The sequence below is a fragment of the Shimia biformata genome (assembly GCF_016888515.1).
Taxonomy (GTDB): Bacteria; Pseudomonadota; Alphaproteobacteria; order Rhodobacterales; family Rhodobacteraceae; genus Shimia_A; species Shimia_A biformata.
On the sequence record NZ_JAFEJK010000002.1, the window covers coordinates 5,868 to 31,166 of the forward strand.

Here is a 25,299-nt window from a genome sequence, read left to right on the forward strand (position 1 = left end):
AACCCGCTGATGTCGATCGACAAGATCGTGGTTGGCGTTGACAGCACGGGCAATGGCATGGCCGATGCGGTTGGCGACGTGATCGACTACAACATCGTGGTGACCAATACCGGCAACGTGACGCTGACCGGCGTGACGGTTGTGGACCCGCTGACCGGGACGAATGTTGTGATCGGTGATATCGGGGTCGGCGAGACGGTCGAGACGGCGGCGTCCTATGCAATCACGCAGGCGGACCTGGATACGCAGGGCGGTGGCGATGGCGACATCGACAACACGGCGACGGCGGACAGCAACGAGACCGCGCCGGTCGAGGACAGCGAGGCGGTGGAGCTTGTCTACAACCCGCTGATGTCGATCGACAAGATCGTGGTTGGCGTTGACAGCACGGGCAATGGCATGGCCGATGCGGTTGGCGACGTGATCGACTACAACATCGTGGTGACCAATACCGGCAACGTGACGCTGACCGGCGTGACGGTTGTGGACCCGCTGACCGGGACGAATGTTGTGATCGGTGATATCGGGGTCGGCGAGACGGTCGAGACGGCGGCGTCCTATGCAATCACGCAGGCGGACCTGGATACGCAGGGCGGTGGCGATGGCGACATCGACAACACGGCGACGGCGGACAGCAACGAGACCGCGCCGGTCGAGGACAGCGAGGCGGTGGAGCTTGTCTACAACCCCAATATCGAAGTCGTAAAACTGGTCGATGTCGGCAGTGGGTTCTTTGATGCCAACAGCCCAACTGGACCGCAGGTCAATATCTCCGGTGGCACGGCGACATTCCGTGTGGAATTGACGAATATCGGCAATGTGTCGTTGACGGATATCACGCTGACGGACGTTGTCGACGGCGGTGGTATCATTGATCTCAGCGGCTACACACTGGTTGAATCCATGGCGCAGGATGGAATTCTTGAGGTCGGGGAAACGGCCTATCTTGAATACTCGATGCCACTCACGGCTGGCCAGCATCTGAACACCGTGTATGTCTCGACAGCCCAGGGTGCCGAGGATGATGATCCCGCGCATTACTTTGGACTGGTCAATGACGGACCCGGTGTTCGGACGCCCGGCGGTTGGGGGCATAGTTTCAAACTGTTGAGCTTCTGGGATGGTGTCGATGGCAACGAAATCGACGCCGAAAAGGATGAGTTCCCGGATGCCGAGTTGACCTATGCCGTGGATTCAAACGGAGACGGCGTTATCGATGGAAGTGACGAGGCCGGGTTGCTTCTTGGTGACTACAACCGAGATGGCCTGGCCAACGACGGACATAACATTTTCATTTCACTTGAAGACGCGTTGGACCTTGTGCGCAATGAAACCGGGGCCAAGGGCTGGAACAAGGTTGACGATTTGGGCCGTCAGGCCGTGGCAACCTGGCTGAACTACCTTGCCGGCAACAGCATCAATGACGATGAGGCCGGGCTGAGCGAGACCGACGCCGAGCACTGGATGAACACGGCCATCGATTGGCTTCTGGAAAATGCCGATGCCAACAATGACGGAAACTTCAGCATGAACGGCGCCAAGGTTCGGGCGCGCGAAGATGCGTGGTACTTTGGCGGGCAAATTCTGGATGCGCTGGACGAGTACAACAACTTCGGTACGGTCGACGGCGTGATCAACGCCCATGATGCCGATGACGTGGTATTTGTCTCGGCCCTCAGTTCGTTTGTGGATGATTTCCAGTTCGTGTGAGGCCATTGGAAAAGAGCGTCCTGCGTCGTGACGGCCTGATGGTTGGGAATTCTGCCGCTCGGGACTGTTTGGTCGGCACGCCGGGATTACGATCTGCACATGTTCGGTATTCATGCTGGTCATAGGCACTTGGGGTGCAAGCAAGGAACACACGAAGATACTGTAGTGGTTGACTTTTTGTGCTGTGCCTGTCCCCACAGTGGGCAGGTGGTCCCGTCCGTCGAGATACCTGCACTTGGCGGATCTGAGGCAGAAAACCCGTGGTTTTGGCGTGACATTACAACTCTAAGTGGAACATTTTGGCCGTTTGGACGATTTTTTCCGTCCCGCGATACGCAAGACTGGGATGAGGGGTCGGATGACCCCGCACATGCCAACTTTCGGCTGGGGGCTTCTTGGGAGGCGTGACAAAGTGAATTTGCAACGCAAGGAATTTCAGATGAACCGGCATCCTGAACGGGGTAGGACCAGACTGAACCAAGTGACGGACTGCCAGGCGCGGCAAGCCATGCCCGGTCGATGCCGTGGGTTCCTTCGCCGTTTCCGGCGCGACGAAAGTGGTGCAATGCTGCCGCTTTGGGGGGTCTCTTTCATCATTCTTTTTGGCATTGTGGCCATGTCTTTCGATCTTGGCAGGATCGGCATCACGCGGTCAGAGTTGCAGTCTTTTGCGGATAACGTCGCGCTGGCGGCGGCTGGCGAACTGGACGGTCAGGACGATGCCATCACACGTGCTACGAACGCGGCAGAACAGTTGATTGCTGACAGCCATACGTTCGGGACAAATGACAGCGTGTTAAGCGGTTCCGGCGACTTCACACTCAGGTTTCTTTCGGCACTGCCGGCCGACGATACCTTGCCAGTCAGCGCGTTTACTCAAGACCCGGCCGCCGCGATCTATGCGCATGTCGAGGTCAATAACGACTCGATACCCCTGACATTTGCAGCCGCGTTTTCCGCTTTGACGGGGCAGGCGGGGCCGGACAACACCGCCGGGGCGACCGCGATCGCCGGGTTTACACAATACGCCTGCGATGTCTCGACCATGATGTTCTGTATCCCGCCGGGCTTTGATCCCTCGGAAGAGGCCGGAAACATGATCCAGCTGCGCACAGGAAGCGGCGAATCCGGCCAATGGGGGCCGGGGAACTTCGGGTTCCTGTCGCCCCCTGCAAGCGCGACGGCGGCGGATCCATCCGGCAACTGTTCGAGCTTCAGCGAAAGTGCGCAGGAATGGTGCGTTCTGGCCGCCCAGTCGCCAGTCAGCACCTGTTTCGATCAGCGCGGCGTCGATACAAATCCTGGCCAGACGGTTGGCCGGATGGCAGCGGCACTGAATACCCGTTTTGGAATTTATGAAGGGGTCTTGAACAGCTATCGCGATTTCCCGGCCTTTGGTCCCGCCCCCAATGTCATCAGCGGCATGGAGGTTTATACCCAGGGCGGCGGCAAGACACCGCAATGCCATACGACCCAGGCGGATCCCGGCGATCCGGAATACACAGTTCCGCTGCCGGTGGATGACTGCTTCAATTCTGGCGGCTGCCCGCGTGGTCGGTTCGGGAATGGCCAGTTTGCCGCCGGATATAACGAGTATGTCAGCACCAATTACGGCACGGCACCCGCATGGTTCCCGGCCTATCCGACAACCCGCTACCAGATGTACCTGAGCGAGATCGCCAACTCGACCAACGGTGCAATCGCGGAAATGGCGGGGAAACAGGAAAACGGCGCGGCGATGTGCAATGCCACAAACCGTTCGGACGATCCTGAGCGCCGCGTGATCGTCGCCGCCGGGATCGATTGCGGCCGTTATGATGTGCGGGGCAACGCCACCGGGATACCCGTCGACAGCTGGGTCAAGGTGTTCCTGATCAAGCCTGCGGATACCGTCACGAAGGACGTCTTTGTCGAGGTCATCAGTGGCGCGCAGGGTAATGGCACCTCTGGCATCCTGCACGACGTCATTCAGCTTTATCGGTAAGAGCATGTTGGACCTGATGCGCTTGCCCCAATTGGGGGCGGGCGCCGGGGCTCGTCAGATCAGCACTAGCTGCGCGACCAGAACGCCAAGCCCGGTCAGCGCGATGGAAATGCCCATCGGGAACTTGCCGCTGTTTCTTACGCTTTCCCATTCAGCATCTTCCGCGTGCCGCGCCCGTTGCATGCCCCATGTGATCGAAACGCCGATCAGCATGGACGCGCTGAAGATATAGGGCGCGACCCACCAGAGGTCGATTGGAACAAACAGGCACAGGACCGGCAACATCTTGACGTCGCCTCCGCCCATGATGCCGAAGCACCAGATTGCGAAACAGATGGCAAAGCAAATTCCCGCTGCGAGCAGGCGCAGCGGGATTTCATCAAATGGGACAAAAACCGCGGTGGCGGCAAAGACCACAAGTGCAGCAATCGTCAGCTTGTTGGGGATCCGCAGCTCGCGCAGGTCCGACCATGCAATCAAGGCCAGCACGGGCATCAGCACCAACAAGGGGACGGTTTGCAGCGTCATACGCTAGGCGACGTGTTTCTTGGCCTTGGCAATCAAACGCGCTTCGGGTTTCGCCACGAGCTTGCAAAGCAGCTCGCCCAGGTCATGTGTCTCGGTCTTGGCATAGATGTTGCGAAGATGAGACCGGACGGTTGACTTGCAGATCTCGAGTTCCGATTGCACGCGGTTCACGGACTTGCCATGGCTGAGCAGAAGGCAGACGCGATATTCGGCGCGGCTCAGACGTGCGGGGTTCTCGACGCTCAGGATCGGAGTGGTGGGGTTGAGGTCCTTGGTCGTCGGCGCGTTTTGCAGGATGCTTTCGGTGAAAGTTCCGGGATCACGCTTGCGCCAGGAATTGGCAAGGACCTCGGCCACGTAGTTCAGCACGGCCTGCTGCCGCGACATCAGGCGATCCGAGAAATGCAGCTCGATGAAATCGAAGTGCTTTTCGGTGGTTTCCAGCGGGATCACCACCAGTTCCTTCAGCTTGCGACGATTTTGGAAGGTCTCAAGCGCCGGGTCCTCGATGTCAGGTGACATGCTTTTGAACCATGTGGACCCGGGTTTGGCTGAATCGAAATACAGTGTCAGCAGCGTGCGGGCGAAGGACTTGTTCAGCGGTGTCGGTGTCTGGCTCGTGCCGAGCATGTCGAATGCAACGACTTTTGCATGGTCGGGATGCGCCCGGGACACGCGGGAAAGCGCGACGGCCTCGGCGCCGATACCATTTGCTACTTTGTTCAATGCGTCAAAAAGAGAAGTCTTGGAATAAATGCACTCGCACCAGCGCGCGATGGCGCCGATCATGGCCAGGTCTTTTGCCCCTATTTCGGCGTGTGCTGCCCCTCGGTCATAAAAATCATTCATGGGATAACCTAACATCTACAAACCCTTGCAGGCCGACCCGTGCGTGAACAGAAAAATTGCTATGGATCGACCGCTGACATTAAGCTTACTTAACATTCTCTAAATTTGGCCACAAAAATGCCTAAATTGGCCAAATACGAATGCAAATTCAATCAAAGGTTGTAAATCTGGGCAAAATTTGTTTCGCAGACGGAAAAAGTCGCCTGAAACAATAGCTTTTGTTCGCAGTTGCCTGTCTCAAAGAGAGAATCACTCAGAACATTCTGATGTAGCGAATGACCACCGGGCCAAGCGTGATCAGCACCAGCGCGGGCAACATCAGCGACGCCAGGACCGCTGACATCTTGACCGGCAGTTTGTTGGCCATCTCCTGCGCCCGAAGTTCGCGATAGTTTCGAAGTTCAATAGCATAGGTCGCCAGGGCGTTGGACATGCTTGTGCCAAGTTGGAGCGACTGCTTGACCACATTTGCAAATGAGCGAACCGTCTCAACGCCGGTGCGGTCGGCAAGATCCTGGAGCGCCATGTGGCGGTCCCGCCCTGCCTGGATCTGGTGCTGAACGGCCAGAAACTCATGCGAGATTTCCGGCGACACTTCGGCCAGCTCATTACCGACCCGTGTCATCGCGGCATCAAACCCCTGTCCAGCCTCTACACTGATCCGCATCAGGTCCAGGGCGTTCGGGAAACCTTCTTCAATCCGGCGCATGCGATCGGCAACGCGGTTGTTCAGCCAATAGCTCGGGCCGAAGTATCCGACAGCAATCAGGATGCTGAGAATCTGGAATGTCTGCAGGTTGGTGAATGTGCCAAATGTGTCCACCAGACCAAAGGGCAACGCGACGTCCGGAGTTTTTGCCGCGGCAACGATGGCAAGGAAAATCGCCGGCAAAGCAATCCCCAGAACGATGCGCACCATGGTGTAGCCCGCCAGCGCCTTGTCCGAGGTGAACCCGGCATGCGACAGCTTGGTTTCCAGGTCCGACCGCGATTTCCCGTCGATTGGAACAAAGGGTTTCAGGATACCTTTTGCATTGGTGGGGTGACGCAGCAGGGCGCGATCCAGCCGTGCCTGACGGCGGTCGCCGGTGATGGCGGTCATGCGCCGGCCGATCGTATTTGCGCGTCCGATGCTGGTCGAGGAGGCGCTCCAGAAAATCAGGAACACACCGACAGCGACCCCAAGGAGGATCAGGTGGTTGGACTGAACGTTGAACTGTCCGACGTAGCTTTGAATGGCATCAAGCATGTCGATCCCTCCTAAACCCTGAATTCAACAAGTTTCTTGAGCGTCAGCATGGTGACCAGGGTCAGAATGACCACGGTCGCCGCCATCGGCTTGAACAACGGATCTGAAGCAACCCCGCCATAGTAAGAGGGGGTCATGTAGGACGTGAAACCAAAGATCACGAACGGCAGGGCCGACAGGAACAGCGCCGACAGTCGGCCTTCGGACGAGATCGCCCGGATCCGTTTGCGCATCGAAATCCTGTCACGCACCGTCTTTGAAAGAACCTCGATCACATTGGCCAGATCACCGCCGGTGCCGTACTGGATGCCGATGCTTGCAGACAAGTAATGCACGTCTTCCAGGTTGACGCGTTCGGCAAACTCCTGGAACGCCTCAGGCAGATCGTCGCCATAGCTGACCTGATCGAAGACGATCCCGAACTCCGTGCTGATCGGGTCGGGCATCTCTTGTGCGATAACGCCGATGGTGTTGTTCAGCGGGTGCCCCACCTTCAGGCCGCGCGACAGCATGTCCAGCGCGTCGGGAAGCTGTTTCACCAGCATGTCCGACTTCTTCTGGCTGCGCAGACGGACGAAGATAATCGGCGCGATAAACCCCAGAAGCGGCGCGCCGACGGTGGCCTGCTCCCCGCCGATGACACCGGCCAGAAGCGCCCAAAGCGCCACTGTTGCCAGCAGGCAGATTATCAGGAAACGCTCGGCAGTTGTCCGAAGCCCGGCGCGATGAATATGAGACTGAAGGTCGCCGACAATCGGAAGGCGCGACAAGATCCCGGTCTGCTGCTTGGGTTTGAGAATGCTCAGAACTTCGGGCGTTGAATATCCTTTCGCAATCAACCGCAGGCGTCTGTTCTTGGTTTCGCTGCTGGAGCGGCCGCGCCCAAGAATCTGGACCAGCCCGGAAAATGCCAGCAGAACACCAACTCCCAGGCCAACATAGACGTAAAGTTGCGGGTCAACCGTGTCGAACTGAATATTCATGCCTCAGACCTCCGTCTGCAGGAACATCGACTTGTCGATCTCTACGCCAACCGCGCGCAGTTCCTCGTCGCAGCGCGGCCGAATACCGGTAGAGGTGAATTCGCCGATGATTTTGCCGTTTTCATCTTTGCCCTTCTTGCGGAAGACAAAGATGTCCTGAAGTGTCACCACGTCGCCTTCGAGACCGGTGATTTCCGAAATGCTCATCAGGCGTCGATTGCCGTCGGCAAGGCGCGACAGCTGGATGACGAAATCCAGCCCCGACGCAACCTGGGCGCGGATTGCCGCCAGAGGCAGATCCAGGCCAGTCATCGAGACCATCTGTTCGACCCGGCCAATCGCGTCGCGCGACGAATTGGCGTGGACGGTGGTCATGGACCCGTCGTGGCCGGTGTTCATGGCCTGAAGCATGTCAAACGCCTCTGCGCCGCGCACCTCGCCGACGATGATACGATCGGGCCGCATCCTCAGGGCGTTCTTGACCAGATCCCGCTGCGCGACCGCGCCCTGGCCGGACGGGTTTGCCGGACGGGTTTCGAGGCGGACCACATGTTCCTGCTGCAGCTGAAGCTCGGCCGCGTCCTCGATGGTTACAATCCGCGAGCGGTGGTCGATCGCGGCCGAAATCGCGTTGAGCAGCGTGGTCTTACCGGAACCGGTGCCGCCTGAGATCAGGATGTTCTTGCGCGCTTCGACAAGTGCCCGAAGGAATTGGGCGGCCTGGCTGTTCAGCGCGCCACCCTGAACCAGCTTGTCCAGCGTAAGCGGCATTTTCGAGAATTTACGGATCGAAATCGACGGCCCATCAATAGCGCAGGGACGAATGATGGCATTGACCCGGCTGCCGTCGGGAAGACGGGCATCAACCCAAGGGTTGGATTCGTCGATGCGCCGGCCGATCTGGGAAACGATCTTGTCGATGATCCGCAGAACATGTTTTTCGTCACGGAACCGGGCGCCACTGAGTTCGAGCAGGCCCGACCGTTCGACATAGACCTGTTGATGGCCGTTCACGAGAATATCGTTGACCGTCGGGTCGGCCAAAAGCGGCTCCAGCGGACCAAGGCCCAGGACTTCGTCCATCAACTCATCGACGATCCGGTTAAACTGCGCCGATTTGAACGGCTTTTTCTCGGCCGTCAGGAACTCGGTGACGAGAGAGGCGATCTCGCGCCGCAGTTCGTCGGGGACGACTTTTTCGATAATGGACAGGTTCAGACGGTCCAGAAGCGCGTCATGCAACCGGCTTTTCAGGTCCAGGAAGTCCATCAGCTCCTGATCGTGGGGCACGATGGGGGGCGGCGCAGCCGCGGCGGGCTTGCGGTCCACATTCAGTGGCACGACCTGGGCGTTGCCGCTGATCTCGGCCTGACGATTTTTGAATCCCTTGAACATGGTGCTACCCCCTAGTGTGCGCTTTGAGTGGCGGACATTGTTTCAGCCATTTCGGCGCTCAATGTGGTCGCGAGTTTACCAATCGCACGCGTCAGTTTGGATCGCCGGGCTGCCTCGGACAGCGGGACACCCAAATCCAGCGCTTCGCGGCTGGCGGTTGGATCGTTTGGAAGCCAATGGGCAAGGGGCCGTTCCAGAACGGTGGCGGCTTCCTTGTGCTGCGAAGACAGCAGCATTGGCTTGTGTTCGAAGCTGACGACGATATCGATCGGCAGGCTCAGATGATCTTCGACGAAGAAGTCGATAACTTGTCGTGCCTTGCTCACGCTTGGAACAGAGCAGTCGGTGACCAGAAGCATTTTGTCGCTGAGCGCCAGAACCGGTGTGATCCATTCCACCATGGCAGGCGGCATGTCGACGACGACATAGTCGAATTTCTGCCTCAGCGACGTCAGCAAGGCCTCGATTTGCGCGGACTTCAGCGCGTTCATCGGCGCAAAGCGGTTCGGGGCGGTCAGGGCGGCCAGGCCGCTCGGGGTGACGGACAGAGCCTGTTCCAGATAGGTTTCATCGGGTACGATGCCGTCGACGGCCATCGAATACAGGGCTTCACCGGCGCCCTGGTCAAGGAAGCTGGCAACGTTTCCGAACTGAAGGTCCAGATCGACCACAACGACGGATTTCTTTGCGGTTTTGCGGAAAACACCCGAATGGCCCATCAGCCGGTCGGCCAGGTTGACCGCCAGTGTTGTCGCGCCAACACCGCCGCGGGCTTTGGCAACGCTAATGATTGAACCATGCCGGATCATCGGACCCGCTGCGTGAGTGGTGCTGGTCTCGGCGTTTTTGGCAGACAGACGGGCTAGGGCAGATGTCAGCTCCTCAGGTGTGATCGAGTCCGGCAGGACTTCGGTGACCCCGGCGTCCGTTAGGCGGCGGATCTCGGTCAGGGTCGTGTCGCCGGTAGTGATCGCGATCAGGGGTTTTTTGGTTTTCTGGTCTGCACAAAGCTGCTTGGCGGCTACAACCTCAAGATCGTCGTGGCTTGAGGCGTCGAACAGCACGAAATCATGCGTCGCCGCGATTTCCTGTGCCTGTCCATTAAGTGCGGACAGACCGCTTTCGAACCGATGCAGTTCATACTGGTCGGATGATGTCAGGATCTCCGAGAAACGCTTGCCGATTTCGGCATTGTCCGTGAGCAGGGCGATTGCATGCGGTTTGGTCATGTTCGGCTCTCCTGGGTCATCCATTGCTGCCATGGGCGAGGTCTTCGCCAGGCATGGACACGCTCATTGTGGGGAATGCGACGCTGGTGGCGATCGCGGCGGGATCTGACTGCATGGCAAGCCCGACCAACGCTCCCAGCGGGGTGACGAAATCGAACGTCAAATTCTGAAGTTCGACCGTGGTTACGGGAATATAGGGCCCGCCAAGGAAGCCGAGATCGCTGTCAAAGGAATAGGTGAAGGACAGGTTGCTGATGTCGGCATCATTGGGAAGCGTGCCGCGTACGATGGCCCAGATCTCTTGTGCCGTGGGATCGAGCGCGTCACCGCTACAGGTGATTGTGCCCGGGTTCAGGCAAATATTCGCGGCGGCGTCGCAGGTGGTGCCATATTCGGCCTCTTCGCCATCAATCAGGCCGCCACCCCGTGTGTAATGGTCGGGCACGCCGAAGCAGGCGGCGGGGCGCACAGCGGCGACACGCGCCGCGACCAGCATGGCCCGTTCACTGGTAACATAGTGAAACGCCATCCGGCCAAAGTCGATCAGCCCGAGGAAGATCAACAGGAACAGCACTACGCCAAGCGCAAATTCGACCAGCGTTGAGCCGCTTTCGTCGTCGCGGAAGCGACGCAGGGCCACGCGCAGGCGGTGGGATATGTCACGCGTCGTCATCATGATCCGTAAATCCGAGATTGGTCGGCGATCGACGTGGTGATCGTGGCCAGGGTTTGCCCGGCAAAGGTGAAGCCCCCGGCGAATGGAAATGTCACCTGAAGGTCGGCGGTGACCTCAACGATGCCCGCCGGCGAGACACGATAGGTTCCCACCACACAGGTCAGGCCCGGCGTGACCCCGGTGACCGTGATGCCGGTCGGGAACAACGAGTCGCCACTTACGCTTTCGCGTACGATGCGCTCGACGTCGGTTGTGAAACCGGCCAGGTTGCCGCCGGACGAACAGATGTTCTGAGGTGCCACGCGGGCCACATAACGGGTCGCGTCACGGACACCGGCGACGACCGTCTGATAGGACCACATCAGGCGCCCACCTTCGACCACCATCGCAAACAAGAGGATGAGGATGGGCAGCATCAGGCCGAACTCGACCAGCGCGGCCCCTTTCTGGTCCTTGGCGAAAGACCTCAGAAATGCGCGGGCGGATCCCGTCGGCTTCTGCCAGGAGATATGCGCACGGGCACGTTTCATTGCTCAAACATCCGGGTTTCGACATCCGTGCCGCGGCGAACAACAACCTTTTTCTGGGCCGGTTCTTCGACAACCGTTTCCACGGTTTCTTCCCACAGCACGTCGTCAAGGCTGATCGAGCCCAACTCGACATCTTCGGCAGTATCCAGGGTGCGCAGCAGCAAGCTGAGTGTCCCTGCCTTCTGCGCCAGGGCCAGTTTCTGACCCTCTTGCGGCGTGACTTCCAGAATGACGGATTTCGCATCACCTTGCGCGTTGCCAAATGACGCTTTTTCCGAGTCAAAGCCGATGACACGCGCGTTTTGCAGGATGGTTGCGGATCGTAGTGTTTCCAGCCGACCCTGGGTCAGCACGACATCAACGCGGTCCCCGGCGGTAATCAGCCCGCCAAACGAGGTTTGCGTGTCAGCTTTGATCGAGACCGCCCGCAGGTTCGGGCCAAGCGACTGGGTCAGAGTCACCTTCTCTCCAAACTCCGAAATCTTGGACGCAAGAACGATCTCGCCCTTTGAAATGGTGCGGATCGCGCGACGCGGTTCTTTGCCGTCAGCAGGCAAGAGCGGGCCAAAATGGTCAAATGCCCCGTCGGGCATCGCCTCTTTCGGCCAGGGCATGGACTTGATGGCGCCGTGATTGATGACATGTCCGAATTCGATGTCGCGCGTGGCGACGATGACTTCCACCAACTCGATGGTGGGCTGCTGTTCGGCCTCTACGACCGCAGCGGACGAGTTCGCCATGATTTCACGGGCGGCGTAAACCGAGCCGGTGGTCACGGCAAGCCCAGCCAGGAATGTGACGACAGCTCTCATACGCATTGTTCGAACTCCTCTGAGTTTCAAGGCCCTCAATTGCCCCAGTGCCCTGCGCGGTCATGGTCTGCGCAGTGACCTGGGCCAAGAGAGCGTGGTTCAATTCGGCATTTCCGTCCCAGCTGCATTCAGTGAGTCGCTGATCTCGCCACCCAGTGTGGTCAGTGCGGCGGTCCCCAGAGCGAGGGCCAGCGCGAGGGCAATTCCATATTCGACGAGTGTCACGCCGCTTTCATCACGCCGAAGGCGTTTCCAAATCCGTGTCATCGCAATGTTCCCGCAGGTTTTTATGTGAAATGCTCGTTCGTAATGATCGGTTTCGTCTCGCGGCCGCAGACCTGGGCCGCGAGACGCGGAGCGCCGGTAAGGTCCGGCGCAACCATGTTCGATCAGTTCGGCATTGCGGTGCCGGCGGCACCCATTGCAGCACCGATTTCACCGCTGAGGGTGGTCAGCGCAGCGGTACCCAGTCCAACGGCAAGGGCAATTGCGATACCGTATTCGACCAGGGTAACACCCTTTTCGTCGCGACGAAGACGGAGGCTCGCCATGGTAATAAGTTTCAACATTTTGCTTTCTCCTAACAGTTTCGGACCGGATGTGGTCCTGCTTGCGGCAGCTCCAAACTCGAAAGGAGCCCCAGTAACTTTATGTTAAGGAAGCTGTGGGTGGACGCGTCGTCCGAAACGTAAACTAATGCACGTATAGGGTGTATTGCTGATCGGATTGTGCCTTTTTCAAGGCTAAAACTGGCGACTTAAATGGCAGAAATCTCTGCGTTTTTCAGATTCCCGGGTGGCTTTTTCGTTGATGCGCTGCTGGGCTGGTTCAAGGATTGGTGGTCCTGTTATTTCAGGACGGCGGTCATGGTTTGCGTCAAGGCTGACCGGATCTGTCGCCTCACAGTTCCAAGTTACGCCGCTCAAAATCTCTCGCAAACTTTTTCTTCATAGGGTGAATGCGAAGGCACGTCGCGCTCGACTATGACCTGCCTTTTTCTGAGGGGATTGTGCAGATGGGCGGCGCTGAGGAGCCCGGAACGCGCTGGGCATCGCGGTGAACCTGTGTGAACAAAAGCACCCGCCCAAATTGGGGGCGGGTGCTTGGTCCGGTTTGAATTTCTGGCGGGCTGATGCCGTGTCAGCGTGTCGGTCGCGTCAGGTCCGGTGCCAGTGCAGCAAATGTGTTTGGCCTTGCCTTCGGTGATGACTGTTTCGTGGACAGCGTCGTGGTTGCTTTCTGCACCATTTTCCGGGTGTCGGCCGGGGAACAGGTGCTCAGAAACTGCGATGCATATTTGTAGTCCATGCGCAGCAACTTGTTGCTCAGGCCGCCCTTCTGGTCGATCCAGTCAATTACCCACTCAGGATAGGACTTCAACAGGTATCGCGTGCCCCACGCGTTCATATCGCTGGACGCACCATAAGCGCGATGAAACGAAAAAGAAGCCCCGCGGGAAATGCAGGTCTGGTGCTTTGGAAGCGCCAGAAACATGGTGCAGGCCGACTGGCATTTGCCTTTGAATGTGACGTGGGTGTTGTTGTGCTTGGCCGCGCTGACCCGGCGGGCATAGTTCACCACGTTGCCACCGCGATCATGCGCGATGACGATTGATTTCGGGCGCATCCGCTCAAGCGCGTCTGCTGGTGAGGGAATGGCAAGGACCGCCGTGACGACCGCAAGGGTCGAGGCAATGCACCTGGCCGCGCTCACCCCGGTATTCCGGGGAGTAAATGTCATAACCGCTCGCTTTCTTGCCCCCAGACAAGTACGTTCTACGCACCTTGTTTTCAGTGCTACGAGAACGTGAACTTCAGTTTAACGACGCCCTGTTTTGCTCATTTTTTTTGGCAAAAATTGGACGTAGCTATGGCCGAAACAGACTGTTCTCGAATCCTGTACAATCGCGAAACTAGTGGCTGGGGCGTGAAGGGCAAGGCGCCGAATCCGGTAACTTGGCGGCATTCCTCCGAATGTGGGTCGACCCCAACAAAACAAGGGAAATCTTCCGCCAATCGCGGTTCTTTGGGGGAAGATTCTCTGACATCGAGAATTACTGGAAAAAGGTTCGGCGGATACCTGCCTGCCACGATTTGAAAACCGGCGGGAAGTCGCGGACTCGCAAGTTGAAACCTGACCCGGCCGCGCCGTGTTCAGCCGCGGTCTCAATTGAATTCGGCGCGAGTGGACCTTGTCGGCGAAGGCTTGTGGGACATTCCGAACGTTGCCAGAGAAGTGGCATTGTGGAAGGATTGGCGGCAATAAGTTAACAGTTCGTAAACAGGTATCGCGTTGCAGACTGTTAGTTTTGATTGAATTTCGCGGGGTTCACCTTAGGTGGCGAACGCAAACTGACTTTGAAAAGAAATTTTGGCTTTCTGCGCCTAGGTTAGGGTAGATCGCGGGGGTAGATTTCGAATGCTGCTTTTGGCTTTGGCCCTGAATGTTCTGCTGGGCTATGCGGTCTATGACCATTTTGCAAACGACGACGCGTCCGGCGATGACCCAGAGGGTGACGGCGCTGAAGATCCGTCCGGCGGGCCCAACCCGGGCGACGGGACGTCAATTGAAGACTACATGCTAGGAGATGAGCAGGCGGGTGGGCAGGCGCCGGCAAATACCATTTCCGGTACCAGCGGCGACGATGTCCTGACGGGAACGCCAGAAGCGGACGCCATTATCGGTCGCGCCGGCAACGATCAGATTGACGGGCTGCGTGGCAACGACGTTCTCAGGGGCGGTTCGGGGGATGACACGGTTTTTGGCCGGTTCGGGCACGACACGCTTTTCGGTGGCGCGGGTGACGATCTGCTGGTGGCCGGTGGCGGCGACGATCAGATCTTTGGCGGCGCCGGCAACGATTCCGCAACCGGCGGGCGCGGCGATGATCTCTTCCTGATGGGGAATGGGAACGACACGGTCGACGGTGGCACCGGGACCGACTTCATTTTCCTGGGTCGTGGCATGGATTCCGCCTGGGGCGGTGATGGTATGGACTATATCTCCGGGCGCGAGGATGACGGAACCCGGTTCATCGACGAGCTGGGGCAGCCGGACGTCTTATATGGCGGCGATGGCAGCGACCGGCTTTGGGGCGATGATGGCGATACACTGTGGGGCGGTGATGGGATCGACAAGTTTGACATCACTGTCGACCTTGAAGGTGCCGCGCCTGTGGTCATCAAAGACTTCAACTTGAACCTGGACCAGCCCGATCTGTTCCCGGATCGCATCAACTTTGTCACCAAGGACAACGAGCTGATTGCCAAGTCGGACCTGTTCGATGCCGAGATCGACCTTGAAGATGCGCCCGAGGACGGGGGCACGTTTATCGTCTATGAAGGCAACCGGATCGCACTGATCGAGGGCTATAGCTCGGATCAGATGCTGCAACAGACCAACTGGGTCGGGAACCTGAACCCACATCTGTCGGGCCATCTGGACTTCAATGACGAACTGCTGGGAACCGACGAGCAGGATGAGTTCTTCGGCGGCCCGGGAGATGACACAATTACCGGAGGGGCTGGCGGGGTCGACATACTTGTCGGGAACGAAGGCGACGACCTTCTCGACGGTATCGATAGCCTTGAGGAGCAAGAGGTCGAGCGTGACCTGATTGTGGGCGGGGACGGCGAAGACACGCTGCGCGCCGATAACGGTGACGTCATATCGGGTCTTGCTGACCGGGACTTCTATGAAGTCGTCGTGCCGCAGGGCCACGGCGACGAACCGATTCAGGTATATTTCTTCGAAGTGTCCACCGAGGACGGCTTCCCCGAAATCCTGACGCTGCTCGACGGCAATGGCGATCCGTTGACGGCCGAAGACGTTGCGCAGAACCTTGTAATCTCGGCGTCCGAGGATGGTACGGATACGATTCTGACTTATGCAGGCCAGGAGGCCGTTGTTCTGAAAGACGTGGACATCAGGACGCTGGCGCCTGACGAGCAATGGATCGGCAATTACGATCCAGACCTCGACCAGCGGTTTTCGCCCGTTGTTGTGGCCGCAGTGCCTGAAGCCACCGTCAGTATCCAGGCGACATCCGCCGTGGGCACGGGGCAGATCATTTCGGATGAGATGTTCGGCGTGAATGCAGTCTTTTCGATCAACACCGACTATGGCACGCCGACGCCGAATTTCTCGGCCGCGTCCGAGGGGCTGGATGTGGAGTTTTTCCGCTTTCCTGCCGGACAGGGTGACACCGCGAAGCCCGATGATGTCGATGGGGTGGATTGGCTGAACATCGTGTCCATGCCGCCAAATGCCGATGGCGAACCGGACCTGCGCGACGAAGTGCGCAATATGCTGGACTGGGCGCGTGATCCCAATGGAGACGGCAATACAAGCGACGCCGTGAAAGTGTCGCTTGTGATCCCGGTCAAGGCGGTCTCGACCGAAGACTACCCGGATTTCGCTGCGGACATCACGCGCTTTGTAACACGTGTGCTGGAGGAATACCCCGATGTCGTCCATGTGTTCGAAGTGGGCAACGAATACTGGAAGATCGGCGAAACCGCCTATGCCGCGCGCACGAACCTGGCGGTGCCCGCGATCCAGGCTGGCATTGATACCGCCGGAATCCCCGAGGAAGATCACCCCGACATCCTGGTCCAGATGGCGACACCAAACGCGGGTTCAGAATACCACTCCTCGGTCGATCCACGCGGCTATACAGAGCGGCTGGTGGATGCAAACCAGCACATTATCGACGGGCTTGATGAAACAACGCGGGCGCTGATCGACGGGGTGGTGGAACACTATTACTTCTCAAAGACGGATCAGGCGTTTACGGAAGCCAATAGCGAGAAGAACTATATCAACCGTGATTTTGAAGTCTGGGAAGAGAACTTCGATCACGAACTTGACCTGCACCTGACCGAGTGGAACGTGCGGACGGGGACCATCGAACAGAACGGGATGAAGTCAGCCTCGACTCTGATCGAAATGATGGAGAACATGGCCGAGATGGGCGTCGACGCAGCCCAGATCTGGGCGGTTCAGCACAATACCACCACGGACTTGGCCGGCCCCGTCACCGAGACGCCCTTCCTGGACGAGCATGGGCGGCTGTTCAACACCGTGCGGGGGGCGACGTTTGATCTTATGTCGTCCTCGCTACCAGGGCTTGAATATGTGCAGACAGAGTTCGCCGGCGATGACGGTGCATTTGAACTGGATATGTTCACCAGCGAAGACAAGACCGTGATCTACCTGTCCTCACGCAGCATGGAGTCGCACACGGTGGATGTCGACCTTTCTGCGCTGGTGCCGGAGTTTGAGGGGGTATCGGCTGTGCGCGTAGGCTATGACACCTCCCCGGAATCGTCGGACGGATATCATTGGGTTCCCGGCGAAGGCTTGCAGCAGGCAGAGTGGGACATCATCGACGGAGAAGTCTATTACTTCAACGAACACGATGTCCGCGCGACCTTTACGGACTTGCCGGTCGACAGCAACATATTCGCGGTCGAGCTGAAGCCGTTTGAAATCGTCGAAATCACCTTCCTGCACGAAGAGGACACAGAATTGGAGCGTCCGCTTGTCCTCACCGGTACGGACGGCGCGGACAGTCTTGAAGGTGGCGGCGCAGATGATGTGCTGACCGGGCTTGGTGGGGATGACACGCTTCATGGCAACGACGGCAATGACCTGATCAACGGCGATGCCGGCAATGACGAGATGATTGGCGGCAAAGGCGATGACAGCCTGATCGGGGGCGACGGCAACGACACGCTGAACGCTTGGGCGGGCGATGACAGCCTCAAGGGGCTCGACGGCAGCGACAAGCTGACCGGTCAACAGGGCAATGATACAGTGCTTGGCAGTTCCGGGGACGATACCATTGTCGGCGGTCAGGGCAACGACAGCCTGAACGGTGGTAAGGGGCATGACATCGTCAACGGCGGTGAAGGAGCGGACACCGTCGAAGGCTGGGCCGGCATTGATATCTTTCAGTTCGAGAATGGCCACATCGCAGAAGGGGACGTCATCCTGGACTTTGAGCCCGGCCGCGACGTAATTGAGCTCAGCATGGATGGCATCACGGGGTTCGACGATCTTCAGTTCCGGGCGGCCCCGGATGGCGACGGGTTTCTGGTTCAGGTCGGAAACCACGGCGCGATCCGCGTTGCCGGGGCCTTCAATCTGGCGCAGCTGCAAAACCCCGACAATTTCTCATTCGTGCCGACTGGGTGACCGGGGAACCTGTCACCTTGGACGACAGGTATCAAAGCATCCGCCTCAACGCCGATTGAACCGTCAACAGGGCAGGCAGGTATTTCTGCGAGAGGGCGTCCAGTGGTTCGACCGAGGCCGCCATTCCGGTGTTCAGGGCGGCAACCGTCCGGCCCTTTGTGTCCAATAGCGGCACGGCGACCGACCGCAGGCCCAGTTCGATCTCTTGGTCGTTGATGGAAAAGCCCACTTCTCGGATCTCGGCCAGCTTCGCCATGATCTCATCCGGCTCCGAGAGGGACCGGGGTGTTCGCGGCGACAGGTCTGACGCTTCGATGATGGCGCGGGCGTCTGCTTCCGGCAATGCGGCCAGCAGCACCCGGCCCATCGACGTGCAATGTGCGGGTAGGGTCGAGCCGGGCATCAGCCCGATTGACATGACCCGCTTCTGCGCTGCCCGCGCGACATAGATAATCTCGGTCCCGTTCAGGATCGATACCGAACAGGATTGCCCGATCTGTTCGGTCAGTTGATCCAGCCACGGCTGCACGATTTGTGGAAGCGGCATGGCCGACTGCGCCCCCAGCCCCAGTCGAAGCGCGCGCGGTGTCAGCGAAAAGAACTTGCCGTCATGGTCGGCATAGCCCGCATGCGCCAGTGTCAGAAGGCAGCGCCGCGCAGACGCCCTGTCCATGTCTAGCCGCGTCGCAACGTCGGTGATGGTCAGCCGCGAATGGTGGGCGTCAAAGCACTCCAGAACATGCAGCCCCTTGATCAGCGACCCGATGATATCCGTAGGTTTGTTCGTCATGCGCACGTCAATGTGCGGATTGTGAACAAAAATCAATAGTTGAACAAAAGCTGTGGCAGATCGGATGGGCTGCGCCTAATGCAGTTGCGCAGAACAAGGAGATGAGCATGGACAAGGTGATCCCTTCGCTGGCAGCGGCGGTTGGTGATATCCCCGATGGTGCCTCGGTCATGATCGGGGGGTTCGGAGGCTCGGGAGCCCCGATCGAGTTGATCCACGCGCTGATCGACCATGGCGCGCGCCACCTGACGGTGATCAACAACAATGCCGGAAACGGCCATGTCGGACTGGCCGCATTGATCGAGCAGGGGCAGGTGGACAAGCTGATCTGTTCCTTTCCGCGTTCGGCGGACCCGGTTGTTTTTACCGAAGCCTACAAGTCGGGAAAGATCGAACTTGAGCTGGTCCCGCAGGGCACGCTGGGCGAGCGGATCCGTGCGGGCGGGGCAGGCATTCCGGCCTTCTATACCCCGACAAGCGTCGGCACCGAGCTTGCCGAAGGCAAGCCGACCGAAACTTTTGAAGGGCGGACATATGTGCAGGAACGCTGGCTCAAGGCGGATTTCGCACTGATCAAGGGGCAGGCGGGCGATGCGCATGGCAACCTGACCTATCGAATGGCGGCGCGCAACTTCAACCCACTGATGGCGATGGCCGCGACCACCACCATCGCGCAGGTTTCAGAAGTGGTCCCGCTGGGCGGGATCGACCCTGAACAGGTTGTGACACCGGGCATCTTCGTCAATCGCGTCATTGAAGTGCCGAACCCCCAGCAAGAAGAAGTCCTGAACCGGGCGGAGGCCACCTATCCATGACCGACATCACCGCACTCAAGCTGAGCAACGCCCAGATCGCGTGGCGCGCCGCGCAGGACATCGCGGACGGGGCCTATGTGAACCTTGGCATCGGCTTCCCTGAAATGGTGGCGAAATACCAGCCTCCGGGCCGGCAGGCGATTTTCCATACCGAGAACGGCATTCTGGACTTCGGCGAGGCGCCCAAGCCGGGTGCCGAGGATTGGGACTTGATCAACGCGGGCAAGAAAGCGGTCACCCTGCGCCCCGGGGCCAGCTTTTTCCATCATGCCGACAGCTTTGCCATGGTGCGCGGCGGGCATCTGGATGTCGCGATCCTGGGGGCCTATCAGGTGGCGCAGAACGGAGACCTGGCGAACTGGTCGACCGGGCGCGGTGGGGTTCCGGCGGTCGGCGGTGCCATGGATCTTGTGCATGGCGCCAAGCGCGTCGCGGTCCTGACCGACCACGTCACCAAGACCGGCGAACCGAAGTTGCTGTCCGCCTGCACCTTGCCCCTGACCGGGGTCGGCTGTGTGACGCGGGTCTATAGCTCGCTTGCGGTTCTCGACATCGAAGGCGGGCATTTCGTGCTGCGCGAGAAGCTGCCTGACCTGTCGCTTGACGATCTGCAAGCGGTGACAGGTGCCGAATTGAAACTGGACGGCCCTGTTGCCGACCTGGCTGTTCCCGAACTGTAATAAGAGGACAAGATGGACGCCTATATCTGCGATTACGTTCGAACCCCGATTGGCCGTTTCGGGGGTGGCTTGTCCCCGGTGCGGGCGGATGATCTTGGTGCGGTGCCAATTCGTGCCTTGATGGGGCGGCACGACATCGACTGGACCGCCGTGGACGAGGTCTATTTCGGCTGCGCAAACCAGGCGGGTGAAGACAACCGCAACGTCGGGCGCATGTCGGCGCTGCTTGCAGGGCTGCCGACCGATGTGCCCGCAACAACGATCAACCGGCTGTGCGGCTCGGGCATGGATGCGGTGATCGCGGCCGCCCGCGCGATCAAGGCGGGCGAAATCCAGCTTGCCGTCGCCGGCGGTGTGGAAAGCATGTCCCGCGCGCCTTTCGTGATGCCCAAGGCCGAAGCCGCGTTTTCCCGCGCCAATGCGGTTTATGACACCACCATCGGCTGGCGGTTCATCAACCCGGTTATGAAGGCGCAATACGGCGTCGATTCCATGCCGGAAACAGCCGAAAACGTGGCCGATGACTATCAGGTCAATCGCGCCGATCAGGATGCTTTCGCGCTGCGCTCGCAGGAACGGGCCGCTGTTGCCATGGCCTCTGGACGGCTGGCCAAGGAAATCACCCCGGTCTCGATCCCGCAGCGCAGGGGCGATCCGGTCATTGTGGACACAGACGAACACCCCCGCGCGACCACGCTGGAAAAGCTGGCCGGGCTGCGCCCGATCGTGCGCGCGGATGGCACCATCACCGCAGGCAACGCCAGCGGCGTGAACGACGGTGCGGCGGCCTTGATCGTGGCATCCGAAGCGGCGATCAAGACTCACGGTCTGCGCCCCATCGCGCGGATCATGGGCGGGGCGACCGCCGGAGTTCCTCCTCGCATCATGGGCATCGGCCCTGCGCCTGCCTCGCAGAAACTGATGACCCTGCTTGGATTGGGCCAGGCAGATTTTGACGTGATCGAACTGAACGAGGCCTTTGCCGCGCAAGGTCTGGCAACTCTGCGGGAACTGGGTATCGCCGATGACGACCCGCGCGTGAACCCGAATGGCGGGGCGATTGCGCTAGGCCATCCCCTTGGCATGTCGGGCGCACGGATCACCGGTTCGGCGGCACTTGAACTGCAACTGACCGGCGGCAAGCGTTCGCTCTCGACCATGTGCATCGGGGTTGGGCAGGGTATCGCCATCGCGCTTGAAGCGGCCTGAGCCAACCGTCCTAGATCAGGATGCGGTCGAAAAAGCCTGACAGGGCGGCGGTGTCGTCAAGCGGCAGAATATTGGCGGTGTATTGATCCGGGCGCACGATGACCATGCACCCTTGTGCCCGGTCAATCCCGCGCATGTCGAAGATGTCGCCCTGACCCTTGTGGTCGACGGCAAAGACCTTTTCGTGGTCCTGAAGCCCCAGCTTGCCCTTGGTCGGTTTCAGGGCCGCGGGCAGGCTGGCATAGTCCACCTGGTCAAAGCTCTCCTGAAACACCACGCGCAGGTCGATCAGCGTGTCAATGTCATCTCCGTCACGCCGGAATTTGACCACGGGCGAGGCAGGGTCGGTCTGCAACCAGTTCGCCAGGTCCAGGACCGGTTGATGATCCGTCCCTGCAAACGCATAGATGCGCCAACGTCCATCGGCCTCGGCGACATGACCAAGCTGCATCTGCATGGCATCCGCGACCCGAACCACAGGGGCTGAGTGGAAGCGTTTGCCGATCACCAGTCCGGCCGCCCGCGCCTGATGTGTCGGGGCGGCGATCAGGTCGGATTGGCCGTATTGCACGGCCAGCCCGCCGGTGAACTCAAGGTTCTCCTTGAACGCCTGCGCGAATCGCGGCTCGTTCCCCTTGTCCAAAGCGCTTTGTCCCGGCGGGGCCGACATGATCCGCGCCCATTCGCGGTCGGTGTCGATCAGGCGCTTTGCCTCGACCCAGCGTTCCGCCGAGTAGCTGTTGAGCAGCGTCGGCGCTGCGCGCCCGGTCAGCACATGCGCCAGTTTCCAGCCCAGGTTGAACGAGTCCTGCATCGAAACATTCATGCCCTGACCCGCTTTCGGGCTATGGGTATGGCAGGCATCTCCGGCGGTAAACACACGCGGCCTGTGCGTTGCTGCCTGATCTGCGGGCACATCGTCGAACCGATCCGTCAGCCGATGGCCAATTTCGTAGATCGACCACCAAACGACCTCTTTCACGTCGATCGTATAGGGGGACATGATGCGGTTGGCGGCGGCGATCATGTCGTCCTGCCCAAAGCCGCGTTCCGCGACACGTTCGTTATCGCGCAGCTTGTCCAGTTCGACATACATGCGGAACAGATAGCCGCCCTCGCGCGGCAGGATCAGGATATTGCCCTCGTTGGCTGACCCGATCAGGCATTTCTGGCGAATGTCGGGGAAATCGGTATTGGCAAGGATATCCATCACCCCCCAGGCCTGATGTGCGGCATCGCCATGCAACGTGCCGCCGATGGCACGCCGCACATTCGACCGCGCCCCGTCGCATCCTACCACGTAGCGGGCGCGCACCGTGCGGGTCTGTCCCCAATCCACGCCGGTATCCTCAAGCGTGACGGTGACCGGGTAGCCGTCTGCATCGGGATCAATCTGCACGTCCTTCACCGACCAGCTGTAGTCCGGTGCAAGCCGGGCAGGGGACTGCGCCATCACGTCAAGGAACAGCTGGTGCAACCGTGCCTGGTTGATCAGGATATGCGGCATCTCCGAGGAATCATCGGCCACGTCCTGTACCCGCCCGATGCGCATGATATGGGACGGTTTTGCCGGATCTGGCATCCAGAAGGCTGTCTGGTTCACCCAATAGCTTTCGCGCTTGACCGTCTCGGCAAACCCGAAAGCCTGGAACATCTCCATCGTGCGAGTATTGATGCCGTCGGCCTTGCCCTTGTTGATGTTGCAGGGGTCACGCTCGACGATCATGGTGTCGATCTGGGGGAATTGCGACAACTGCGCGGCAAGGCACAGTCCCGCCGGCCCGGTGCCCGCGATCAGCACGTCGACCTTGTCCGGCAGCGGGGCATGGGGCGACCGGTCCCGCCGGTTCGGGGCGGCATCCTTGATGTCGGGCGCCCCGCCGCGAAAGCCATCGAGGTAATATTGCATCGCCAATCCTCCTACCTTGGATGACTTAGTATCTATACATACTAAATTTCGCGATGCAATAATAATATGTATGCTTATCAATATTGCGTCTGGTCAAAAACTGGCCGATACTGACGTTAAATGCGGCGCTTATGGACGAGGATTGAGGGAATACATGAACGCAACAGGCATGGCAGGACACCTGATCCGGCGGCTGCATCAGAAGTCCACGCAGGTCTTTGCCGCCCGGATGCAAGCGGAAGGCATTGATCTGACGCCGGTTCAATTTGCCGCTTTGGATGCAATCCACGCCAATCCCGGTGTCGACCAGGCACAGGTTGCAACGCTGATTGCCTATGATCGGGCAACGATTGGCGGTGTCATCGACCGGTTGGAGAAAAAGAGCCTGATCCGGCGCGAGGTCAGCGCAAGGGACCGCCGCGCGCGGGAAGTGCGGCTGTCGCAGGCGGGGCAGGAGGTTTTTGACAGGGTGCTGCCCGTGGTCAGAGAGGTTCAGGATGAAATCCTGTCGGGACTCGATGCCGGGGACCGGGCGCTGTTCTTGCGGCTTGCCGCAGATGCGGTGCGATCAGAACCACCCGATGCGTGATCCTAGGTCTTGCCGGGCGGCTTAGCGGGCACGGGTCCGCAGCTTTCACGCACGACCAAATCGGCGTGCAGCATCTCTGTTCTCGGCGGGCGCGTGCGGTCCTCGATCTGATCGAGAAGATATCCCATGGCCAGTTCCCCAATGTGTCGGCGAGGCTGGCGAATGGTTGTCAGCGCCGGAGTGATCGACGAGGCAAAGGGAATGTCGTCGAACCCGATCACCGAAAAATCTTCGGGCACGCGATACCCACGCAGCCGCAGGGCCGAGATGATGCCGATGGCGGTGTTGTCGTTGTAACAGAAAAAGGCGGTTGGCAGGGTGTCCTTGATGAACAGGCGCTCAACTGCCGCGCGCCCGCCTTCCGAGGTACCATTGCCGTCGATGCGCCAGTCGTCCAGCGGTTCGGCGCATTCGGCCAAGCCCTGCTTGTAGCCTTCGTGCCGGAGATCGGACAGCACGTCACCCACCCCGCCCGAGACAAAGGCGATGCGGCGATGCCCCAGCGAGACAAGGAATTCGGTCGCCATTTTGGACGCGGCCACGTCATCGACGCCGACATAAGACACCTGCGCGCGGTCGATCGGGCGGCCAACGGCAACGGTCGGCGGCAGCCCCAGTGCCGACTTTCGGCCCCACCCCGCGACCGGCAGATGCCCGGTCAGCAGGATCAACCCGTCGGCCATGCCCGTCGACAGGAACCGCATGTGGTTTTCCTCGCGCGCGATGGTGCCTTCGGTATTGCCGATCAGCACGCCATAGCCGCGTTCGTTGGCCGCCTTCTCCAGCCCGATCAGGATGCCGGGAAAGTTCTGGTCGGCAATCGACGGGGCCAGCACCATCACCATCTGGCTGCGCTGCATGCGCAGGTTCTGCGCCATTGCGTTGGCGCGATACCCGGTGCGTGCAATGGCGTTGGTGACCTTCTTGCGGGTGCTGTCAGCGACCTTTTCCGGCGAGCGAATCGCGCGGCTGACCGTGGCGATGGAAACACCGGCAAGCTTGGCGACATCCTCGATCGTCGCGGGTTTTTCAGGGACCGTATCCACGCGGGTTTTGCCTGTTCGATTGCCGAAATTCGTTCTGAATTTTCAGGGCGCTAGGGTTCGTTATAGCCTGCGTTGCAAGGGTTGAAAAGGTTTACATCGGCGATGAAAAGGTTTACAC

22 protein-coding genes are annotated in these 25,299 nt (G+C 59.5%); 7 read left to right on the top strand and 15 right to left on the bottom strand.

The window, feature by feature from the left end; genetic code table 11:
• Together JQ863_RS15255 and JQ863_RS15260 are read left to right on the top strand one after the other, a co-directional pair.
• Positions 1-1,710: DUF7507 domain-containing protein (locus JQ863_RS15255; RefSeq protein ID WP_204115192.1), on the top strand; the 1,710-nt coding region annotated here is incomplete at its 5' end.
• A gap of 565 nt (positions 1,711-2,275) precedes the next feature.
• On the top strand, positions 2,276-3,694 hold the full coding sequence (locus tag JQ863_RS15260) for a pilus assembly protein TadG-related protein (protein WP_275411569.1): 1,419 nt from the start codon (positions 2,276-2,278) through the stop codon (positions 3,692-3,694).
• Positions 3,695-3,748: 54 nt separating this feature from the next.
• Here the strand turns inward: JQ863_RS15260 and JQ863_RS15265 are convergent, their stop codons facing one another.
• The 12 genes from JQ863_RS15265 to JQ863_RS15320 all read right to left on the bottom strand — a co-directional run bounded on the left by JQ863_RS15265 (position 3,749) and on the right by JQ863_RS15320 (position 13,658).
• The gene (locus tag JQ863_RS15265; RefSeq protein WP_204115194.1) at positions 3,749-4,222 is read right to left on the bottom strand and encodes an A24 family peptidase; all 474 of its coding nucleotides are present in this window, start codon (positions 4,220-4,222) and stop codon (positions 3,749-3,751) included.
• A 3-nt stretch (positions 4,223-4,225) separates the two neighbouring features.
• On the bottom strand, positions 4,226-5,071 hold the full coding sequence (locus JQ863_RS15270) for a helix-turn-helix transcriptional regulator (RefSeq protein WP_204115195.1): 846 nt from the start codon (positions 5,069-5,071) through the stop codon (positions 4,226-4,228).
• 253 nt (positions 5,072-5,324) lie between these two features.
• Entirely contained in the window at positions 5,325-6,320 is a 996-nt protein-coding gene (locus tag JQ863_RS15275) for a type II secretion system F family protein (RefSeq protein ID WP_204115196.1), read from the bottom strand.
• 11 nt (positions 6,321-6,331) lie between these two features.
• A complete protein-coding gene (locus JQ863_RS15280) occupies positions 6,332-7,303 on the bottom strand; it encodes a type II secretion system F family protein (protein WP_204115197.1) in 972 nt (323 codons plus the stop codon).
• A gap of 3 nt (positions 7,304-7,306) precedes the next feature.
• Positions 7,307-8,698, bottom strand: a complete 1,392-nt coding sequence (locus JQ863_RS15285) for a TadA family conjugal transfer-associated ATPase (RefSeq protein ID WP_204115198.1) — start codon at positions 8,696-8,698, stop codon at positions 7,307-7,309.
• An 11-nt stretch (positions 8,699-8,709) separates the two neighbouring features.
• On the bottom strand, positions 8,710-9,927 hold the full coding sequence (locus JQ863_RS15290) for a CpaE/TadZ family protein (RefSeq protein WP_204115199.1): 1,218 nt from the start codon (positions 9,925-9,927) through the stop codon (positions 8,710-8,712).
• Positions 9,928-9,943: 16 nt separating this feature from the next.
• On the bottom strand, positions 9,944-10,603 hold the full coding sequence (locus JQ863_RS15295; RefSeq protein WP_239113484.1) for a TadE/TadG family type IV pilus assembly protein: 660 nt from the start codon (positions 10,601-10,603) through the stop codon (positions 9,944-9,946).
• Entirely contained in the window at positions 10,600-11,133 is a 534-nt protein-coding gene (locus tag JQ863_RS15300) for a TadE/TadG family type IV pilus assembly protein (RefSeq protein ID WP_204115200.1), read from the bottom strand. The genes JQ863_RS15295 and JQ863_RS15300 overlap by 4 nt, the downstream gene beginning before the upstream one ends.
• Positions 11,130-11,951 (bottom strand): Flp pilus assembly protein CpaB, encoded by an 822-nt coding sequence (gene cpaB / locus JQ863_RS15305; RefSeq protein WP_204115201.1) that lies wholly within the window; start codon positions 11,949-11,951, stop codon positions 11,130-11,132. The genes JQ863_RS15300 and cpaB overlap by 4 nt, the downstream gene beginning before the upstream one ends.
• Before the next feature lie 93 nt (positions 11,952-12,044).
• The gene (locus tag JQ863_RS15310) at positions 12,045-12,212 is read right to left on the bottom strand and encodes a Flp family type IVb pilin (protein WP_204115202.1); all 168 of its coding nucleotides are present in this window, start codon (positions 12,210-12,212) and stop codon (positions 12,045-12,047) included.
• Positions 12,213-12,334: 122 nt separating this feature from the next.
• Positions 12,335-12,514: a Flp family type IVb pilin gene (locus JQ863_RS15315; RefSeq protein ID WP_204115203.1), complete on the bottom strand. Its 180-nt coding sequence runs from the start codon at positions 12,512-12,514 to the stop codon at positions 12,335-12,337.
• A 571-nt stretch (positions 12,515-13,085) separates the two neighbouring features.
• Positions 13,086-13,658: a hypothetical protein gene (locus JQ863_RS15320; protein WP_204115204.1), complete on the bottom strand. Its 573-nt coding sequence runs from the start codon at positions 13,656-13,658 to the stop codon at positions 13,086-13,088.
• Positions 13,659-14,363: 705 nt separating this feature from the next.
• Between JQ863_RS15320 and JQ863_RS15325 the strand changes: the two genes are divergently transcribed.
• Positions 14,364-18,143, top strand: coding sequence for a calcium-binding protein (locus JQ863_RS15325; RefSeq protein WP_204115205.1), 3,780 nt, complete (start codon positions 14,364-14,366; stop codon positions 18,141-18,143).
• 31 nt (positions 18,144-18,174) lie between these two features.
• Here JQ863_RS15325 and JQ863_RS15330 read toward each other — a convergent pair whose 3' ends face one another.
• Positions 18,175-18,933 (bottom strand): IclR family transcriptional regulator domain-containing protein, encoded by a 759-nt coding sequence (locus JQ863_RS15330; RefSeq protein ID WP_204115206.1) that lies wholly within the window; start codon positions 18,931-18,933, stop codon positions 18,175-18,177.
• 107 nt (positions 18,934-19,040) lie between these two features.
• On the opposite strand from JQ863_RS15330, the gene JQ863_RS15335 reads away from it, so the two are divergent.
• Genes JQ863_RS15335 through pcaF form a run of 3 tightly spaced genes read left to right on the top strand, consistent with a single transcriptional unit; the run spans position 19,041 to position 21,637 of the window.
• Positions 19,041-19,748: a 3-oxoacid CoA-transferase subunit A gene (locus JQ863_RS15335; protein WP_204115207.1), complete on the top strand. Its 708-nt coding sequence runs from the start codon at positions 19,041-19,043 to the stop codon at positions 19,746-19,748.
• Positions 19,745-20,428, top strand: a complete 684-nt coding sequence (locus tag JQ863_RS15340; RefSeq protein WP_239113486.1) for a 3-oxoacid CoA-transferase subunit B — start codon at positions 19,745-19,747, stop codon at positions 20,426-20,428. Before JQ863_RS15335 ends, JQ863_RS15340 begins: the two co-directional genes overlap by 4 nt.
• Before the next feature lie 12 nt (positions 20,429-20,440).
• The gene (gene pcaF / locus JQ863_RS15345; RefSeq protein ID WP_204115208.1) at positions 20,441-21,637 is read left to right on the top strand and encodes a 3-oxoadipyl-CoA thiolase; all 1,197 of its coding nucleotides are present in this window, start codon (positions 20,441-20,443) and stop codon (positions 21,635-21,637) included.
• A 10-nt stretch (positions 21,638-21,647) separates the two neighbouring features.
• Here pcaF and JQ863_RS15350 read toward each other — a convergent pair whose 3' ends face one another.
• The gene (locus tag JQ863_RS15350) at positions 21,648-23,546 is read right to left on the bottom strand and encodes an FAD-dependent monooxygenase (RefSeq protein WP_204115209.1); all 1,899 of its coding nucleotides are present in this window, start codon (positions 23,544-23,546) and stop codon (positions 21,648-21,650) included.
• Positions 23,547-23,715: 169 nt separating this feature from the next.
• On the opposite strand from JQ863_RS15350, the gene JQ863_RS15355 reads away from it, so the two are divergent.
• Positions 23,716-24,135, top strand: a complete 420-nt coding sequence (locus tag JQ863_RS15355) for a MarR family winged helix-turn-helix transcriptional regulator (protein WP_239113488.1) — start codon at positions 23,716-23,718, stop codon at positions 24,133-24,135.
• Between the two features lie 2 nt (positions 24,136-24,137).
• On the opposite strand, the gene JQ863_RS15360 is transcribed toward JQ863_RS15355, so the two are convergent.
• Complete coding sequence (locus JQ863_RS15360; RefSeq protein ID WP_204115211.1) at positions 24,138-25,181, bottom strand: substrate-binding domain-containing protein; 1,044 nt, start codon at positions 25,179-25,181, stop codon at positions 24,138-24,140.
• Positions 25,182-25,299: the final 118 nt, after the last annotated feature.